The organism is Nonomuraea sp. CX421 (assembly GCF_059358955.1).
Window position 1 is genome coordinate 50,731 of record NZ_JCADBK010000019.1, and the last position, 18,522, is coordinate 69,252.

Here is an 18,522-nt window from a genome sequence, read left to right on the forward strand (position 1 = left end):
GCGAGTCGCGGAGTGAGCACGTCGAGTGATCTATCGGACGGTTCCGACAACCTCTCCCAAGGAGCGTCCGGCGGCGGTGGCGCGGAGAGTCACGGTGTCGCCGTCCTCCAGAAATGTCCTGGTCTCGCCGCTCGCCAGCTTGATCGGGTCGCCGCCGTTCCAGCTCAGCTCGATGAGCGAGCCGCGCTCCTCGCGTTGCGGGCCGGAGATCGTGCCGCTGGCGAACAGGTCGCCGGTGCGCAGCGACGCGCCGTTCGAGGTCAGGTGGGCGAGCATCTGGTCGGGTGTCCAGTACATGCTCGGGTACGGCGGCCGGGAGACGATCTCGCCGTTGAGCCACACCTCGACCGTGATGTCCAGCCCCCAGTCGCCCTGCCTGCGCAGGTGGCCGAGCGGCTCGGGCTCCTGCGGACGGCCGGGGATCCGGGGCAGCGCCTCCAGCGGGGTGATCCAGGGCGAGATCGAGGTGGCGAACGACTTGCCCAGGAACGGCCCGAGCGGCACGTACTCGAAGGACTGGATGTCGCGCGCGCTCCAGTCGTTGACCAGCGTCACCCCGAACACGTGCTCCTCGAACGCCCCGGCCGGGGAGCCGAGCTCCGAGGGGACACCGACGACGAAGCCCAGCTCGGCCTCGATGTCGAGTTTGGCGCTCGGCCCGAACACCCCGGCCCGCAACTGGCCGCTCGGCCGCCTGATCGGCGTGCCGGACACCACCACGGTGCCCGCCCGGCCGTGGTAGCCGACGGGCAGGTGGCGCCAGTTGGGCAGCAGTGGCTCGGCGTCCGGCCGGAAGATGCGGCCGATGTTGGAGGCGTGGTCGAGCGAGCAGTAGAAGTCGACGTAGTCGGCCACCTCGAACGGCAGGTGCAGCCGCACCTGCTCCAGCGGGATCAGGTGCGCGTCGGTGACCGAGCGGTCGGTGGAGAGCTTCTCCTGGATCAGCGCGCGCGTGTCGTGCCAGGCGGTGTGCCCGCGGGCCATGAAGGGGTTGAGCGAGGGGGCCGCGAACACCTCGTCGTGCAGCGCGGCGGCCAGGTCGAGCACCTGGTCGCCGTAGCGGACCCCTACCCGGGGCGCTTCGCCGCGCCGGGAGAACACTCCGTAGGGCAGGTTGTCCAGTCCCCAGCTCACGCTTCCTCCTCGATCAGTCCGAGTGCGCGCAGGTCCTCCAGGGGCGCGCTGGTGTTGCAGGAGCCGTAGCTGACCAGCAGCCGGCGGGCGTGCTCGGCGGTCTCCGGGGAGACCGACTCCGCCATCCGCACCAGGTGGCCCACGTCGGTGGTGCGCAGCATCGGCGCGGGGTCGCGGTGCTCGGCGGCCTCGCAGACGGCGAGCAGCAGGTTGAGGAAGCCGTGGCGGTCGACGCCGAGCGACGGGTCGAAGTGGCGGATGGCGTGGTGCAGCCCCGCCGTGGCCTTGAACGGGATGTCGTGGTCGGCGCAGAACCGGATGAACGCCGCGAGGTGTTCGACCGGCGGGAACGCCTCGGCCGTCTCGCCGCCGCAGCGCACCTTCAGCCCGACGCCCTCAGGCACGTCGGCGTTGCCCTTGCGGGCCGGCACCTCGACGAACAGCCGCACCCCCGGCGGCAGCCGGTCGGTCATCTTCCGGGCCAGCTCGGCGACCGACATGTCGGGCGGCAGGCGTACCTCGACCAGGTCGACCGGCAGGTCCTCGAACGGCGGGAGGTCCGGCGTGTCGACGATCAGCCCGAGGCGGCGCGGCAGGAAGCTCTCCCGGCGCAGGCCGTCGAGGCGGCTGGTCGGGCAGAGGAAGCGCTGGGTCAGGAGCGGATTGTTCCTGGCCTGGTCGCGCTTGTGGCGGCTCAGCGCCTCGTCCATGTGCAGGGAAGTCGGCGGGAACAGGCCCGCGTCGTCGACCAGTGCGGAGAAAAGACTCATCGTGACCAGGTCCATGCGTAGCCGGGATCCTCGCAGGACAGGGCGCCCTGACCGAGGTCGAGCGGGCGGAACGTGTCGACCATCACGGCCGTCTCACTGGTGGTCGTGACGCCTTGGGCGACGGCGTCGATGACCGCCTCCACCGCTCCTGGCTGCGGCCCGTGGGTGAATCCGGCGGGATGCAGCGAGATGGAGCCGACGTCGATGCCGGAGCCCCTGCGCGCCGTGTAGTCGCCACCGACGTAGAACATGAACTCGTCGGAGTCGACGTTGTGGTGGTTGTACGGGATCGGCACCGATTCGGGATGGAAGTCGAGCGGGCGCGGGCAGAACGAGCACACCACGAAGCCGGGTCCCTCGAACGTCTGGTGCACCGGCGGCGGGGCGTGGGTCCGCTTCACGATCGGCTCGAAGTCCTCGATGTTGAACGCGTACGGGTAGAGGCAGCCGTCCCAGCCGACGACGTCGAACGGGTGGTGGCGGTAGACCAGCCTGGTCAGCCCGCCCCGGGTGCGCACCAGCACCGGCACCTCCTCACCCTCGGCGAGAAGCGGCTCGGCGGGCCCGCGCAGGTCGCGCTCGCAGTAGGGGGCGTGCTCCAGAAACTGGCCGTGCTGCGACAGGTAGCGCTTGGGCGGCCTGATGTGCCCGGACGCCTCGATGACCAGGGCGTTGACCTGGCCGGCGGGCACCCAGCGGTGGATCGTCCCGGTCGGGACGACGACGTAGTCGCCCTCGCCGGCCTCGATGACGCCGTACGTCGACTCGAACCTGACCCGGCCGCGCTGGATGTAGACGCACTCGTCGCCCATCGAGTTGCGGTAGAGCTCGCTGGGCGCGTCGCTGGTGGCGTACGACAGCCGGACGTCGGCGTTGCCGGCCAGCAGGATGCGGCCGGACACCAGGTCGCCGGCTCCGGTCAGGTCCTGGGTGCGGAAGTGGCGCGGGGACAGCGGCAGGTTGGGCTCCAGGCGCGACTCCGTGACCGGGGTGACCGCCTCGGCCTTGATGATGGCGGTGGGCAGGTGGCGGTGGTAGAGCAGCGAGGAGTCGGACGAGAACCCCTCCTCGCCCATCAGCTCCTCGGCGTACAGGCCGCCGTCCGGTCGCCTGAACTGCACATGACGCTTACGGGGCACCTCGCCCACGACGCGGTAGTACGGCATCCGCCCCTCCCCGGGAGTCCGTTTATCGGACGCTTATGTCCTCTATATGTGATTACCGTCGTTCATCGCCCACACGATGTCAACCCGGCACGGGCGTGGTCAGCCCAGCGCGTCGGCCAGTTCGGCCGCCGCCGCGACGACCCGTGGTCCGGCCGACTCGTCCAGCGAGCCGAAGGTCACCACCCCCACTGACGCCTCCAGCCACGGCAGGCCGCTGACCGGGGCCGCGATGCCCCGGGCTCCCTCCTGCAACTGCCCCTCTGTCACGAGATAGTCCGTCCGGCCTTGGCGAAGGCCCAGGATCGCCTGCCCCGCCGCGCCTTTCGCGAGCGGATGCCGCGAGCCCTCCCGGTAGGCCACGTGCATGTCGGTCCACGACGGTTCGACCACGGCCACGGCCAGCCCGTCGTCGCCCTCGGCCACGGTCAGGTGCGCGGTGGCGCCGACCTGCTCGGCCAGCCGGCGCAGCGCGGGCAGCGCCGCCTGGCGCAGCAGCGGCTGCACCGCCTGGGCCAGCAGCAGCACCCCGAACCCGAGGTGCACCCGGCCGTCGGCGTCGCGGCGGACGAAGCCCTCGTTGAGCAGCGTGGTCAGCAGGCGATAGACCACGGGACGCGACAGCGACAGCTCGTTGCTCAGCTCGGTCGGCGTGCGCCCGCCTCTGCCGTCGGCGAGCAGGCGCAGGAGCCGGAGTCCGCGTTCGAGAGTCTGGGCTGATTCAGCGGGCATGAAGCCGATTATCTATGCGGGTCGTCCGATTGATGATCGCCTGACCCCTTGCGCCGGCAGGGATCCTCCGGTCACGGTGGTCCCATGAAATCGGTCATTGTGGTCGGAGCGGGCATTTGGGGGTCGTCACTGGCCCTGCGGCTCGCCGAGACGGGCTGGCGGGTGACGCTGATCGAGCAACACAAACCCGGACATGTACGGCAGGCAAGCGCGGGCGAGACTCGGCTGCTGCGCTGCTCCCACGGCGCCGACGACTGGTACGCCCGGCTGGCCTGGAAGGCCCGGGACGGCTGGCGGCGGCTGGGCGAGCGGGCCGGCGAGGAGCTGTATCACGAGGCGGGCATGCTGTGGTTCGCCGGCACACCGGACGGCTGGGAGAGCGCCAGCGCCCGAGTCCTGAGAAATTTGGATATTCCGTGTCAGGTGCTGGACCCGGCCGACGGGGCCCGGTTCTTCCCCGACTTCCGGGGCGACGACCTCAGTTTCCTGCTCTGGGAGCCGAAGGCGGGCGTGATCAGGGCCCGCCGGGCGACCCAGGTGACCGCCAGGCTGGCCGAGGCGGCCGGCGTCAGGCTGGTCAGGGCGCGGGCGGTGCCGGTGGCCGGGGCCGAGTCGCCGTACGCGTGCGCGGTCGACGTCGACGGTGAGGTGCTGCGCGCCGACCGGGTGGTGTGGGCGTGCGGCGCGTGGCTGCCCCAGCTGTTCGACCTGGGCGACCAGCTGACCGTCACCAAGCAGGACACCCTGCACTTCGCGGTGCCCGCCGCGTGGACCACGCCGGGCACGCCCGCCTGGGTCGACTACGGCGCCTCCGCCTACGGGCACGGCGACGTCGACGGGGTCGGCATGAAGGCCACCTCCGACGTGGAGGGCGGGCCGTTCGACCCGGAGGACGGCGAGCGGGTCGTCGATCCGGCCGGGGTCGAGCGGGTCAGGGCCTACCTGCAGCGCAGGTTCCCGTCGCTGGCCGAGGCGCCCGTGCTGTTCAGCCAGGTCTGCCAGTACGCGCTCACGCCCGACGCCGAGTGGATCGTCGCGCAGACGTCGCCCGGCGTCTGGCTGCTCGGCGGAGACTCGGGCCACGGTTTCAAGCACGCCCCGGCGCTGGCCGAGTACGTGGCCGGCGTACTCGACGGCGCGTACGAGCCGGAGCCGCGCTTCGGCCCGCACGACCGCGTGCCGTCGCGCGGCCTGCGCACCAGCGGCGACACCGGATGACGGCGCCCAGCCGGAGGCAGGCCGGATAGCGGCGCCCAGCCGGAGGCGGGCCGGGTGACGGCGCTCAGCCGGAGGCGGGCTGGGGAGCGGTGGACTGGGCGGCGGTGGCGGCGGCCGGAGCGCGCAGGTTGCGCACCCCCGGCGACAACAGCGCCGCGAGCGTCGAGAGCAGGACGATGACGCCGCAACCGATCAACGCGGACCGCGTGCCGACCAGCGCCGCCACCGGCCCGGCCAGCATCAGTCCGATCGGCCCGAACATCAGCGACCCGAGCGCGTCGTAGGAACTGACCCGCGACAGCGACTCCGCCGGCACCTCCCGCTGCATGGTCGTGTACCAGAGCACGCCGAACACGTCGAAGCAGACGCCGAGCACGAACGCCCCGCCCACGATCACCCAGAGCGGCGTGCTGAACCCCAGCATGAAGTACGGCACGGCGATGGGCAGGCAGAGCAGGGTGGCCATCAGGATCGGGCGGCTGGGCCGCAGGCGCAGGGAGAACAGCACCCCGGCCATCGTGCCCACCGCCTCACCGGCCAGGAACGCCGACCAGGCGGGGGCGCCGCCCAGGCTCTCCTTGGCCAGCAGCGGCCCGAGCACTCCGTGGCCCGCCTGGATCGCCATCACCATGACGGAGAACTGCAGGACCACCACCCAGATCCACTGCCGGGACCTGAACTCGTGCCACCCCTCGCGCAGGTCGGCCAGCACCGAGTGGCGCTTCTCACCGGCGGGACGTTCGCCGGGCGTCATCTTCAGCGCCGCGATCAGCAGGCCGGCCACGGCGAACATGGCGCCGCTGACGGCCAGCGCCCAGCCGCCTCCGAACAGCACCACCGTGATGCCGCTCAGCACCGCCCCGGCCACCCGGGAACTGTTGGCGCCCAGGCCGAGCAGCGCGTTGCCGGCCTGCAACTGCTCGGCGGGCACGATGTCCGGGATGATGCCGGTCAGCGCCGGGAACAGCACCGCCATCGCCACGCCGCCGATCGCCGCGGCCGTCACCAGGGCGGGCAGCGGGGTCCAGCCGGTGAGCAGCATCGCGGCCAGCGCGAAGAAGGCCAGCGCGTTGACCAGCTCGCCGACCATCATCACCCGGGAACGCGGGAAGCGGTCCGCGATCACCCCGCCGACCAGCATGAACACCACCATCGGCAACGCCTGGGCGGTGAGCACCACCGACAGCGTGGTCGCGTTGGCGCCGGGCAGGCCGAGGACGCCGAAGGCGAGCGCCACGGGGGCGAAGGCGCTGCCCAGAACGGAGATCGTCCGCGCCGACAGAAGCAGCGCGAAACGCCGATCCCGGAGCAGCCCGAGATCGCGACGGTAACTGTGCACGTGGTGGCCCCCTCGACGCCCGATCGTCCTATTGTGCCCGCCCGTTATAACTCCTGTCGTCCCGTTATTCAGTGCTTGTCACTCCGGCAACAACACCGAACGCGGAATGTGAGGAGGTATGGCAAGAATCGTGGCCCCATCTCCCGTAATTTGCTAGGTCCCTGTCCGACGGCGAGGGGAACGCGGCATGCCTGACACACTGATCGCCCGCGTGGCGCGGTGGGCGCGGGAGACGCCCGACGCGCCCGCCTACACCTTCGTCGACCACCTGAGAGCCGATCACTCGAAGGGCGGGGCACGGCACACCCTCACCTGGAGCGGGGCCGACCTCAAGGCCCGGGCGCTGGCCGTACGGCTGCGCGAGCTCGCCGGGCCCGGCGAGCGGGTGGCCGTGCTGGCGCCGCAGGGCCTCGACTACGTGGTGGCCATGCTCGGGGCGATGTACGCCGGAGTCGTGGCGGTGCCGCTGTTCGTGCCCGACCTGCCGGGGCACGCCGACCGGCTGACCGCGGCCTACGCGGACGCCGCTCCCGTGGTCGTGCTCACCACCTCCGAGGCGCTGCCCGGCGTCACCGCCTTCCTGCAGACGGCGCCCGCCCCGAAACGGGTGCTCACCGTGGACACGGTCTCCGACCTGCTGGCCGACGAGTGGGACGAGCCGCTGCCGGAGCCCGAGGACGTGGCCTACCTGCAGTACACCTCCGGCTCCACCCGGTCGCCCGCCGGAGTGGAGATCACACACGCGAACGTCACCGCCAACGCCGCCCAGCTCTGGGAGGCGTTCCGGGCCACGCCCCGCACCTCCGTCGCGGTGCTCTGGCTGCCGCTCTTCCACGACATGGGGCTCATCGCCACGGTCGCGATGCCGATCATGGGCGGCAACCAGGTCGCGTTCATGGACCCGGTGGCGTTCGTCATGCACCCGGTGCGGTGGCTGCGGCTGCTGAGCGAGTTCGACGACGTCTTCACCGGAGGACCCAACTTCGCCTTCGAGTACACCGCCGCCCGGGTGAGCGAGCAGGACAAGGCCGGCCTGGACCTACGCGGCGTGCGCGTCATGCTGAACGGCGCCGAGCCGGTGCGGCCGGCCACGATGGAGGCGTTCCAGGCCGCCTTCGCCGGCTGCGGCCTGCGTCCCGAGGCCCAGACCCCGGCGTACGGGCTGGCGGAGGCGACCGTCTTCGTGGCCGCGGCGGGCCATGACGAGCCGTACCTCGTGACCGAGTTCGACCGCGACGCCCTCGGCGAGGGGCGGGCCGTCCCGTACGGCGGGGAGGGGGCGCGCAGCGCGCTCGTCTCCTGCGGGCGGCCGACCGGGCAACGGGTGCGGGTCGTCGGCGAGGACGGGCGGGCGCTGCCGGACGGGCACGTCGGCGAGCTCTGGGTGCAGGGGCCGAACGTGGCGCGCGGCTACTGGCGGGACGCCGCGCGCACGGCCGAGGTGTTCGGGGCCGTGCTGGACGGCGCGGACGGCACCTGGCTCAGGACCGGCGACCTGGGCGTCCGGCACGACGGCCGGCTGTACATCACCGGGCGCATCAAGGACCTGGTCGTCGTCGACGGGCGCAACCACTACCCGCAGGACATCGAGGTCACCGTGCAGCAGGCGCACGAGGCCGTGCGCCGCGACCACGTGGCGGCGTTCGCCGTGCCGGGAGAGGAGACCGAGCGGCTCGTGGTGGTGGCCGAGCGGTCACGCCGGGGCGCGGACGCGGACCCGGCCGAGGTGGCGCGCCGGGTGCGGGCGGCGGTCCGGGCCCACCACGACCTGTCGGTCCACGACTTCGTGCTCACCGAGGCGGGCGCCGTGCCCCGCACGTCCAGCGGGAAGACCGCGCGGCGCGCGTGCCTGCGGGCGTACCTGGAGGGCGCCCTTGTTTGAGACGGCCGGCCGGCTGGTCTATCGCGGCAGGTGGACGCTCCTGGTGCTGAGCCTGGTGGCGGCCGTCCTGGTCGCGCCCTTCGGGCTGGAGCTGTTCGGGCGGATGTCCGACGGCGGGTTCGAGGACCCCGCCGCCGAGTCGACCACCGCGGCCACCTGGAACGACGACTGGTACGGCGGCAACGCCCCCGACGTCGTCGTCCTCTACCGGCACCCGAAGGTCAAGGTGGGCGACCCGAGGTTCAAGAAGGCCGTCCATGACTCGCTGCGCGCGTTGCCGGCCGAGCACGTCCGCCGGCTGGCCACCTACTGGACGACCGGCGCCAAGGAGCTCAGGTCCGCCGACGAGCACGCCACCTACGCGCTGATCACCCTCAAGGGCGACCGGCAGGCCGCCTACGCCGCCATCAAGGACCGGCTCGCCGTGCGGAACCTCGTCGTCCGGGTCGGCGGCTCGGTGCCGCTGCTCAAGGAGCTCAACGACCAGACCGCGGCCGACCTGGTGCGCGCCGAGACGATCTCCATGCCGGTGCTGCTCGTGCTGCTCGTGGTCGTCTTCGGCAGCCTGGTGGCCGCCGGGCTGCCGCTGGTCGTCGGCGCGCTGGCGGTGCTCGGCGCGCTCGTGCTGCTGCGGCTGCTCACCGAGGTGACCGAGGTCTCGGTCTTCTCCCTGAACGTGGTCACCATGCTGGGGCTCGGGCTGGCCATCGACTACTCGCTCTTCGTGCTGAACGCCTTCCGCGAGGAGATCCGCCGGGGCGCCACCACCGAGCAGGCCGTGGTGCGCACCATGGCGACCGCCGGCCGCACCGTGGCCTTCTCCGGCCTGACCGTGGCGACGTCGCTGCTCGGGCTGCTGCTGTTCCCGCAGATGTTCCTGCGCTCGATCGGGCTCGGCGCGGCGGCCGTCGTGCTGGTAGCCATGGTGGCGGCGCTCGTCGTGCTGCCCGCCCTGCTCGGCGTTCTCGGCACCCGCGTGAACGCCCTCAGGATCACGCCCGACTTCGGCGGCTCCAGCAGCCGGGGCGGGGCCTGGCACGCGGTCGCCTCCAGCGTGATGAGACGCCCGCTGCTCTACCTCGTCGCCGTCACCGCCGTGCTGCTCGCCCTGGCGGTGCCGTTCCTGCACGTGAAGTTCGGCAACGTCGACCACCGGGTGCTGCCCGCCACAGCCGAGAGCCGCCAGGTCGCCGAGACCATCGACCGCGACTTCGCCCGCAACTCCATGGCCCCCATCGACGTCCACGTGCTCGTCGAACGCGCCTTCACCGAACGGCCCGCCGTCCCCGGGCCCCTCGGCCAGGGCCACACCCCGATCAGCGCCGTCACCCCGGTCACCCCCGCCGACGTCAAGCCCCTCACCGACCGGCTCAACCGCCTCGACGGGGTGACGGGAGTCGACGTGGCCGGCCTCTCCCAGGACAACGGCGCGGTACGGCTGGCCGTCCGCTACTCCTACGACCCGATGTCCGCCGAGGCGCGCGACCTCGTCACCCTGATCAGGTCCATGGCCCCCGAGCCGAACGTCCGGCAGGTCGTCGTGGGCGGCTCGACGGCGGCGCAGATGGACCTGATGGACAGCCTGGTCGACACACTGCCCCGGATGGCCCTGGTGGTGGGCCTGGCCACCGGGCTGCTGCTGTTCGCCGCGTTCGGCTCGATCGTGCTGCCCGTCAAGGCACTGCTGATGAACGTGCTCTCCATCGGCGCCTCCTTCGGCGTGATCGTCTGGGCCTTCCAGGACGGTCACCTCGCCTCCGTCCTCGGCTTCACCTCCACGGGCACCATCGAGGCCACGGTCACGGTGCTGATCCTGGCGGTGGTGTTCGGGCTGTCGATGGACTACGAGCTGTTCCTGCTGTCGCGGGTGCGGGCCGAGTGGCTGCGTACCGGCGACAACACGGCGGCCGCGGCGGCGGGGCTGCAGCAGACCGGCGGTGTCATCACCAGCGCGGCGCTGCTGCTGCTCGTCGTGATCGGGGCCTTCTCCACGGCCGGCATCACCGTGGTGAAGCTGCTCGGGGTCGGGATGTTCGTGGCCATCGTGGTCGACGCCACGCTGGTGCGCGCCCTGCTCGTGCCCGCCACCATGCGGCTTCTGGGATCGGCCAACTGGTGGCTGCCACGGCCGCTGCGCCGCCTCCGCTTTTCCCTCCACGCCCCCGCCCCGGAACCCGCCCGAGAACCCGCCCGAGAACCCGCGCCGGAACCCGCGCCGGAACCCGCGCCGGAACCCGCGCCGGAACCCGTCCCCGAGCCGGGGGCGGCGGCAGGCGGCGGCGGGCGGCCGAGCAGGGTGATCAAGCCCAGAACCGACGGGCCCGGCTGGTACTGGGCCGAGGCCGAGGACGCGCCGCCCGTGGTGCCCGTGAGCGGGACGGTGGCCGTCTTCGGAGTCGACACCGACCCCGTCCCGGTGACCGCCGAGCACGACCTCGCCCCGCTCCCCGCCCTGCGCGAGTCCGGGCCGTCCGTGGCGCTGCCGCCCGTCCCTCAGGAGCCCGGGTCCTCCTTGGTGGTGCGCTCGTCCGCGCGGAGACACCCGTACGGCGGTGGCGAGGAGGAGTCGGACCGCGCGCCGGACCACCTGAGGTGGGTGAAGGTGACCGGAGGGCGGACGAAGGTGGTGAGGCCCGACCCCGAAGGGCCGGGATGGCGCTGGGTGGAGGTGGACTCGTGACCGTGGCATCCGCGCCCGCGCGGCCGGGCGGCCGGACGGCAGGGCGGACGGGCCTGCTGCTGACCGTCGTCGGACTGGCCGGGTTCGTGACGACGCTGGACAACACCGTGGTGACCGTCGCGCTGCCGAGCATCCAGCGGGACCTCGGCGCCCGGCTGGCCGCGCTGGAGTGGGTGGCCACCGGGTACATCCTCACGTTCGCCGGGTTCATGCTGGCCGGCGGCCGGCTGGCCGACGTGTACGGCCGGCGCCGGATGCTCGTGGCCGGGCTCGGCGCGTTCACCGCCGCCTCGCTGGTCGCCGGGCTGGCCTCGTCGATCGAGCTGCTGGTGGCGGCGCGGCTCGCCCAGGGGGCGGGGGCGGCGCTGATCCTGCCCGCGACCCTGGCCGTGCTCGCCGGCCGGGACGAGCGGGAGCGGTCGCTGGGAGTGGCCGTGTGGATGGCGTCCGGAGCGGGCGCGCTGGCGCTGGGGCCGGTCGTGGGCGGATACCTCAGCCAGCACCTCCACTGGAGCTGGATCTTCCTCATCAACGTGCCGGTGGGCGTGGCCGTCATCGCGCTGGCCGTCGTGGCGGTGCCGGAGACGGTCGCCGAGCGGCGGATCCCGGTGGACGTGGCCGGTTCGGTGGCGTCCGTGGTGTGCCTGTCCGCCGGGACGTTCGCGCTGATCCACGCGGGCGAGCACGGCTGGACGTCGGCTGCCGTGCTGTCGGCGCTGGCCGCCTGCCTGGCCGGCGGGACGGTGTTCCTGGCCGTGGAGCGGCGGGTGGCGGCGCCGATGGTGGAGCCGGAGCTGTTCCGGGTCAGGGCCTTCACCGGGGGTGTGCTGGCCCAGGTGCTCTGGGGGCTCGGGGTGAACGGCGTGTTCTTCTACACCGCCCTCTTCCTGCAGCGAGTGCTCGGGTTCACCCCCGTGGCCTCCGGGCTCGCGTTCGTGCCGCTGGCGCTGCTGGTGGTGGCGGTGACGCCGCTCGCGCCGATGGTCGAACGGCGGCTGGGGACCGGGCGTACGGTGGCGCTCGGCCTGGTGCTGGTGGCCGCCGGGATGGTGGCGGCGGCGTTCCTGGAGCCGGGCGACGGGTGGGCGCGGTTGCTGCCCGCCGTCTGCGCGATCGGCGTGGGGTCGGCGCTGACCATGCCGCTCGGGTCGGCCGTGCTCGGGGCGGTGCCGGAGGCGCGGGCCGGGGTGGCGGGCGGGATCTTCTCGGTCAGCCGGGAGATCTCCGGGCTGTTCGGCATCGCGGTCATCGGGGTGATCGTGCAGGGGGCCGGCGGTTTCGCGCTGGGCTACTCGCTCGGGCTGGCCGTGGCGGCCGGGCTGGTGCTGGCCGGGGCCGTGATCAGTCTGGTGACGCTGCCGTGACGAACCAGATGCGCGCGTGGGTCCCGGGCGGCTCGGTGTCGTCGTGAGGGTGGCGGTGCTGGCGTTCGGGTCACGGGGGGACACGCAGCCGTGCGTGGCGCTGGCCGGCGGGTTGCTGGCGCGGGGGCATCGGGTGACGCTCGTGGCCGCGCGGCGGTACGGTCCGCTGGCGGAGGGGGCGGCGACGGTGTTCGCGCCGCTCGGGGTGGACCCGGTGGCCATCGTGGAGAGCCCCGAGGGGCAGGCCTGGCTGCGCGGCGGACCGCTCGCGTTCGTGCGCGGGTTCAGGACCGTGGTGGAGCCGCTGGCCGAGCGGCTCGTCGCCGAGGTGGACGAGGCCTGCGCGGGCGCCGACCTGGTGCTCGCGCCCGCGCTGGGCGCGTTCGGCAGGCACCTGCGCGACAGGTACGGCATGCCGTACGCGATTCTGCAGTTCCAGCCGAGCGAGCCGACCGGCGAGTTCCCGAACCCGCTCGTCCCGCTGCGCACGCTGGGTGGGATGGGCAACCGGCTCAGCTACGCGGTGGTGGAACGGCTCGGCTGGCTGGCGCTGGCGCACATGGTCAACCGGCTGCGGGCCCGGAGCCTGGGGCTGAGGCCGTTGCGGGGGAGTCCGTTCGCGGCCGACCGGCGCGACCGGGTGCCGGTGCTGTGCGGGGTCAGCCCGCTGGTGGTGCCCCGGCCCCGGGACTGGCCGGAGTACGCGCACCTCACCGGCTACTGGCGGCTTCCCGAGCGGCCGCCGCTCCCTGACTCCGACGGGCTGGAGGGGTTTCTGCGGGCCGGTCCGCCCCCCGTGTACGTGGGCTTCGGCAGCATGGCGCCGGCCGAGCCCGAGCGGGTGGCGGAGCGGGTCGTGGGCGGGCTGCGGCTGGCCGGGCTGCGCGGAATCGTGCAGGGGCTGCCCGTGGCCGTGTCGGACGAGGTGCTGCCGGTCGGCGAGGTGGACCACGCGCGGTTGTTCCCCCGGCTGGCCGGCGTCGTGCACCACGGTGGCGCGGGGACGACCGGGACGGTGCTGACGGCCGGGGTGCCCGGCCTGATCTGCCCGTTCTTCTCCGACCAGCCGTTCTGGGGGCGGCGGGTGGCCGCCCTGGACGTGGGGCCGCCGCCGTTGCCGATCGGGGAGTTGACGGCGGAGGCTCTGGCCACGCGGCTGCGATACGTACCGAAATATCGCGAGAAAGCGGCTCAACTTGGGCGGCTACTTCGAGTGGAGGATGGGGTGGAGAACGCGGTGGATCACATTGAACGTTATTGATCATCCCGATAGTGTGCGATATGTCCGCCGATCACCCCCTGGAGTAACGCGCCATGCGACTGCGGCAGATCTTCGTCATCGGGCTCGCCCTCTCACTGCTCGGCATCGGTGTCCCAGCGTGGGCGCAGGACGATCCGAAGAACTGTAACGACCTGATGGCCGCCGACACCCCGGCGTACGTCGTCTGCCGCTGGATGGCCACCCCCGAAGAGGCGGCGGACATCGGGAGGTTCTGGCTCGACAACGACGGCGAGCACCTGCAGGAGGCCGGACCGCTCGACCCGATCCTGATCGACTGCGCCGAGCCGGGCAACATCTGCCCCACCGGCGAGGACGGCGACGGCGACGGCCAGCCGCGCGACGCCGGCGACCCCGACGTCGAGGGTGCGGAGGACGGTGGCACACCCGAGTGCAAGGCGGGCGAGACCTGCTACGTGAACCCGGCCGGGTTGTCGCAGGCCGAGATCGCGCAGGCCGAGAAGACCGCCGCGGGGCAGGCCGTCCAGGCCGCCGCCAAGGAGAACCTGCGGATCTGGATCAACGCCGAGCTGACCGGCGCCTGGAAGGACGGCAAGCTCGACGCGGCCGTCAGGAAGCTGGCCGCGCTGGCCGTGCAGCCGGGGGTCGCGGGCATCAGGTTCACCACGCAGCTCGGGTTCGACCAGACGTTCAAGACCGCCGACGAGATCGACACCTTCGTCGCCGAGACCTCCACCGCGTTGCGCAAGCTCGCCCCGGGCAAGAAGCTGGCCGTCCACACGGTCGTGCCGGTGCTCGGCTGCGGCGCCGACGAGGCCTGTAAGGCCGAGATGACCAAGAAGCACCCGCTGTCGGCCCCCGACCGGGTCGGCGCCTGGCTGTCCAAGGGACAGATCGACCAGCTCGCCCTGGACAGCGGACTGCTGGCCACCGAGTACGCCACCTGGAAGATCGACGCGCCCACGGCGCAGCGCAACCAGTGGATCCAGGTCCGGGCCCGCGCCTGGGACGCCTACGGCCAGATCGCCTCCGAGGACGCCGGCTTCGCGGCGACCGGCGCCTCGAAGCTCACCACCGAGCAGGCCACCCAGGCGATCAACGACCGGATCGTGGTCCCGCTGCAGACCGACGCCGCCGAGACGGTGACCCTCTGGAGCCGCTGGAAGGACGAGCGGGGCCAGGTCAGCAGGACCTTCGGCGAGAAGTGGGCGACCAACGCCACCTGGGACCAGCTGAAGAAGCTGACCTCGGTCCGCCCGCGCCTGGCCACCGTGTACGACCCGGCCAACCCCGAGGTCGACCCGGCCACGGACATGAAGAACCTCGCCGAGGTCTTCGGCCAGGTGTACGTGCACGCCGGCGCCTGACCCGCGGCGTCCGCCCCAAGGAGCCATTCACGGGTGGGCGATGACCGCCTACTCGTGAAACCGCTTCGACACATGGTCATGCGGTTTTCGGGAACCGTTCACCGTCTTTTCTGGCGAGCCCCTGTGCCGTGCCAGTGTCTTCGGACCCCACCCGAACACGACTCCCGCCACCACAATGGCCAGGAGCAGACTCGTCACGAACGGGTCGTAATGGGAACCGTCTGCCGGGAAAAGTGTTACGCCGAGGTTGACCATGTCGTGGAAGACGATCGCGCCGAGAATGCTCTTGCCCATGTTGCCGTAGAACCAGAAAATGAGGACCCGTAAAAGGACGGTGACCACGCACTGCCACAGCACCCAGGTGGCGCCGTGGCCTGTCTGGAAGAACGGGATCACATGCCAAACGGCCCAGATCGAGCCCATGGTGATGCTCGCCTTCCAGGCGCTCCACCGGCTGAGCTCTCGTTCGGCCGCGTAGCCCATCCAGCCCAGTTCCTCACCCGCGGCGGCCACGAAGAACACGACGAACAGCACAGGGATGGCGGCGAACGCGATCTCCGGCGACGGGAGCGGGCGGCCGGCCCACACCATGAGGCCGTACTCCAGCAGTAGAACGACGGGCATCAGGAGAACGAGCGGCACATACCAGCGCCCACGCTTCACTCTGCTGGCGTCGAAAGTCCTGCGTAATAACTCCCACACGCCCGAACGGCCCTTTTCTCGATACGTGAGAATGAGGGCCGCGACGAGCGGGCAGAGAAACATCAGCGAGCTCACGGGCAGATTCATGGGCAGATATCCGGAGAGGTCGGGAGCGACGGCCCCGAAGATCCAGAACGGGATCGACAGCGCGAACACCAGCGCATAGAATTCAAGTAGTGATCTGCGTGCCGAGCTTTTCGCCATTTTCATGATCGCGACAATAGCACCCGACCGCCATTCGCCGAAAAGGCGATTGTGATGGATGAATGGCCGGGCCCTCTCCCCTCGGCGCGGGCGGTCCGCCCGTCACAGGCTTTTCGGCGTGAATCCGCGCCCGCGCCCGCACGCGGCCAGGCCACCACGAGCGGACACGATATATCTTGACCTGAGGATGCAACGCGACATATCGTGTCCATCCAGCGATGTGTCTCGGTCCTTGGAGGACGATCCCATGAACGAACTGGTGCCTGTCCTGGTGGTCGTCTTCGTCGTCGTCCTCGTCCTGCTGTCGGTCCTGCAACTGGCGCTCGTGTGCGGCGCGCCATGGGGGAGCCTTGCGTGGGGCGGGCAGCACCGGGTCCTCCCGGGACCGCTGCGGGTCGGCAGCGGTGTCGCGCTGGTGCTCTATGTCGCGTTCGCAGTCGTGGTCCTGGACCGTGCCGGCTGGATCGACGTGCTGGCAGACCCCGTGGCGGTCACCGGCACCTGGGCGGTGTTCGGGTTCGCCGCGCTCAGCGTCATCCCCAACGCGGTGTCCCGAAGCAAGCCGGAGCGGTACGTCGGAACCTCCGCCGCGTTCCTGCTCGCGGCGGCCAGTCTCGTCGTCGCGCTCAGCGGGGCGTCGACGACCTGACATCGTTCAACCGGGCCCACGCGGGCGATGGAGCGCCGGACGACGCCACAGCGATGGCGTCCCGTGGCCTCGTCAGCCCGGATCCAGCCGCCAGTCGCCGCCGGACGTCTCCGTCGGCGCCGGGGTCGGGACGGTGCCGCCGCCCCGCAGGCCGAGGGCCGACAGGATCATCGGGTAGGAGCTCTTGAACTCGCGGGTCCAGTACGGCCAGGTGTGCGTGCCGTTCCCGTACAGGTGCAGCGTGTGCGGGATGCCGAGCTTCTTCAGGCGCTTGCTGAGCGCCTTGGCCGTGTAGGCGGACAGAGGCTCGCCCAGGTGGGCCGGATGCCAGGGGGAGCCCGGCGGGTCCAGCGGGCCGTTGAAGCTGTTGGTGCCGCTGGACAGGTAGATCCGCACGCCCTTCAGGTTGGGCGCCAGCACCAGCGGGTCGTTGGCGGCCCACACCTTGCGGTCGCGCAACGGGTCACCCCAGAGCGCCAGCGGGTCCTGCTTCTCGCTGGCCTGGGCGTTCATGATGACGGCCGGGATGCCGGGCAGCTCGGTGGCCAGGATGCCGCTGTAGGCGCCGGCGAAGCGGAACATCCCCGGGTAGCGGGCGGCGTACTTGATCGCGCCGTACGCGCCCATCGACAGGCCCGCGATCGCCCGCCGGGTGCCGGCCCGGTAGCCGAGCTCCAGCAGCCGTCGCACCTCGTCGGTGTGGAACGTCGCCCACGCCGGAGGGCCGCCCCGGCCGCCGTTGTGCCAGTCGGAGTAGTTGCCGGCCCGCCCCGCCTCGGGCATGACCACGATCGCGTCCAGCTTCGCGGTGTAGGCCGCCACGTCCGTCATCCTGGTCCACGACGTGTAGTCGTCGGCGCCGCCGTGCAGCAGGTAGAGCACCGGCCAGGTGCGCTTGGCGGTCTTCGACCAGCCTTCGGGCAGGAGCAGCCGGACCGGTGTCAGCTTGCCGGTCGACGGCGACGAGATGAGCAGGTCGAGCATGCGCGGGCTCAGCCGGCGCTCGCTCACGACCCGGGCGCCGCCCGGCAGCGCCTTCTGGCCGGGCGCGTAGCTCTTCGGCGGCGTGGGATCGGCGACGGCCGGAGTGGCGCTCGCGCCGACGAGGAGCGCCGTGGCCAGGGCCAGCAGGGCCGAGAGGGGGCGCGATCGCATGAGGGCTCCCGGTTCGCATGGGAAATGCCAGGGCTCAGGTGACCCTAGAGGTCACGGCCATGCCGAGCTATGACCTGAAGCAACGAAACAGCGCGAGAGCTTGCGCCTTGCCGGACAAATCCCGGGTTAACCACGGGCGACCCGCGAGGGAGACTGGCGGTGACGAAGGGGGACGTCATGATCGAAGTGAAGAGCATCGACAAGCCGGACGAGCGCCGCGACTTCCCGATGGGGCACCTCGACGTGTGCTACCTGACGGGCCTCACCTTCGGCGTGGGCACGTTCGAGCCAGGGTGGCGCTGGTCGGAGTCCGTGCGACCGATCGTGGGCACCGAGTCGTGCGAGGTTCACCACAACGGGTTCGTCGCCCAGGGCAGGCTCCGATTCCTGATGGACGACGGCACCGAGGCAGAGGTGGGACCAGGAGAGGCCTTCGTCTGCCCGCCAGGACACGACGCCTGGGTCGTGGGTGACGAGCAGGCCATCGTGTACGACTTCGCGGGCGGGGCCGCGGAGTACGCCAGGGCGTAGGAGTCAGGGGTAGAAGTGTGTGAGTCGAAACCGGTCGCGACATGCCCTGCTGCCCGCGTACGGCACGCACTCGGGACTCCCATGACCCCGTGACAGCCGCCACGTCATTCGTGAAGCGCTCACCGATCTGAGCCGTTAGGGCCGCGGCCGGGAGGTGGGCTGGGTGGTGGTCGAACCCGGCCCTCGGTCGTGACCGCGATCTCCGCATGCGGTACGAGCCCGGCCGCGTCCCGCACACGTTCCGCGAGTTGACCGGGCGTGTCGGCACGGTCCTGCCGCATCGGCCACGTCGCCGAGAGATGTGGGATCCAGTGTTCGGCCCCTGATCGCGCTGCGCCGGGGTTATCACCCGCGTGACAAATCGCTCCCGAGGAATGTTCGGTACGGACCTG

At 71.7% G+C, this 18,522-nt stretch carries 15 protein-coding genes; 8 read left to right on the forward strand and 7 right to left on the reverse strand.

Features of this window, described 5'->3' with window-relative positions; translation table 11 throughout:
- Positions 1-30 precede the first annotated feature (30 nt).
- From fahA to AC5L3X_RS28210, 4 genes are all read right to left on the reverse strand, one after another.
- Entirely contained in the window at positions 31-1,134 is a 1,104-nt protein-coding gene (gene fahA / locus AC5L3X_RS28195) for a fumarylacetoacetase (RefSeq protein WP_494860895.1), read from the reverse strand.
- Entirely contained in the window at positions 1,131-1,919 is a 789-nt protein-coding gene (locus AC5L3X_RS28200) for a hypothetical protein (RefSeq protein WP_494860896.1), read from the reverse strand. The genes fahA and AC5L3X_RS28200 overlap by 4 nt, the downstream gene beginning before the upstream one ends.
- Positions 1,901-3,070, reverse strand: a complete 1,170-nt coding sequence (locus tag AC5L3X_RS28205) for a homogentisate 1,2-dioxygenase (protein ID WP_494860898.1) — start codon at positions 3,068-3,070, stop codon at positions 1,901-1,903. Before AC5L3X_RS28205 ends, AC5L3X_RS28200 begins: the two co-directional genes overlap by 19 nt.
- A 99-nt stretch (positions 3,071-3,169) precedes the next feature.
- Entirely contained in the window at positions 3,170-3,799 is a 630-nt protein-coding gene (locus AC5L3X_RS28210) for an IclR family transcriptional regulator (RefSeq protein ID WP_189128581.1), read from the reverse strand.
- A gap of 84 nt (positions 3,800-3,883) precedes the next feature.
- Here AC5L3X_RS28210 and AC5L3X_RS28215 point away from each other — a divergent pair, with 84 nt between their 5' ends.
- A complete protein-coding gene (locus AC5L3X_RS28215; RefSeq protein WP_494860900.1) occupies positions 3,884-5,017 on the forward strand; it encodes an NAD(P)/FAD-dependent oxidoreductase in 1,134 nt (377 codons plus the stop codon).
- Between the two features lie 64 nt (positions 5,018-5,081).
- On the opposite strand, the gene AC5L3X_RS28220 is transcribed toward AC5L3X_RS28215, so the two are convergent.
- Positions 5,082-6,356, reverse strand: coding sequence for an MFS transporter (locus tag AC5L3X_RS28220; protein ID WP_494860901.1), 1,275 nt, complete (start codon positions 6,354-6,356; stop codon positions 5,082-5,084).
- Positions 6,357-6,543: 187 nt separating this feature from the next.
- Between AC5L3X_RS28220 and AC5L3X_RS28225 the strand changes: the two genes are divergently transcribed.
- The 5 genes from AC5L3X_RS28225 to AC5L3X_RS28245 are packed head-to-tail and all read left to right on the forward strand — an operon-like array spanning position 6,544 to position 14,889.
- Positions 6,544-8,238: a fatty acyl-AMP ligase gene (locus tag AC5L3X_RS28225; protein ID WP_494860902.1), complete on the forward strand. Its 1,695-nt coding sequence runs from the start codon at positions 6,544-6,546 to the stop codon at positions 8,236-8,238.
- Positions 8,231-10,918: an MMPL family transporter gene (locus AC5L3X_RS28230; protein WP_494860903.1), complete on the forward strand. Its 2,688-nt coding sequence runs from the start codon at positions 8,231-8,233 to the stop codon at positions 10,916-10,918. Before AC5L3X_RS28225 ends, AC5L3X_RS28230 begins: the two co-directional genes overlap by 8 nt.
- Positions 10,915-12,282 carry an MFS transporter gene (locus AC5L3X_RS28235; protein ID WP_494860905.1) on the forward strand — a complete coding sequence of 456 codons (1,368 nt, stop codon included), beginning with the start codon at positions 10,915-10,917 and terminating at the stop codon, positions 12,280-12,282. The genes AC5L3X_RS28230 and AC5L3X_RS28235 overlap by 4 nt, the downstream gene beginning before the upstream one ends.
- Before the next feature lie 43 nt (positions 12,283-12,325).
- Positions 12,326-13,543, forward strand: coding sequence for a glycosyltransferase (locus AC5L3X_RS28240; RefSeq protein ID WP_494860906.1), 1,218 nt, complete (start codon positions 12,326-12,328; stop codon positions 13,541-13,543).
- A gap of 53 nt (positions 13,544-13,596) precedes the next feature.
- A complete protein-coding gene (locus AC5L3X_RS28245) occupies positions 13,597-14,889 on the forward strand; it encodes a hypothetical protein (protein ID WP_494860907.1) in 1,293 nt (430 codons plus the stop codon).
- Positions 14,890-14,937: 48 nt separating this feature from the next.
- Here the strand turns inward: AC5L3X_RS28245 and AC5L3X_RS28250 are convergent, their stop codons facing one another.
- Positions 14,938-15,801, reverse strand: a complete 864-nt coding sequence (locus AC5L3X_RS28250) for a CPBP family glutamic-type intramembrane protease (RefSeq protein ID WP_494860908.1) — start codon at positions 15,799-15,801, stop codon at positions 14,938-14,940.
- Between the two features lie 241 nt (positions 15,802-16,042).
- Here AC5L3X_RS28250 and AC5L3X_RS28255 point away from each other — a divergent pair, with 241 nt between their 5' ends.
- The gene (locus AC5L3X_RS28255; protein ID WP_494860910.1) at positions 16,043-16,444 is read left to right on the forward strand and encodes a hypothetical protein; all 402 of its coding nucleotides are present in this window, start codon (positions 16,043-16,045) and stop codon (positions 16,442-16,444) included.
- 72 nt (positions 16,445-16,516) lie between these two features.
- Here the strand turns inward: AC5L3X_RS28255 and AC5L3X_RS28260 are convergent, their stop codons facing one another.
- Positions 16,517-17,599, reverse strand: coding sequence for an alpha/beta hydrolase (locus AC5L3X_RS28260; RefSeq protein WP_494860912.1), 1,083 nt, complete (start codon positions 17,597-17,599; stop codon positions 16,517-16,519).
- A gap of 177 nt (positions 17,600-17,776) precedes the next feature.
- Between AC5L3X_RS28260 and AC5L3X_RS28265 the strand changes: the two genes are divergently transcribed.
- Entirely contained in the window at positions 17,777-18,130 is a 354-nt protein-coding gene (locus AC5L3X_RS28265; protein ID WP_494860914.1) for a cupin domain-containing protein, read from the forward strand.
- The last annotated feature ends 392 nt before the right edge of the window (positions 18,131-18,522 follow it).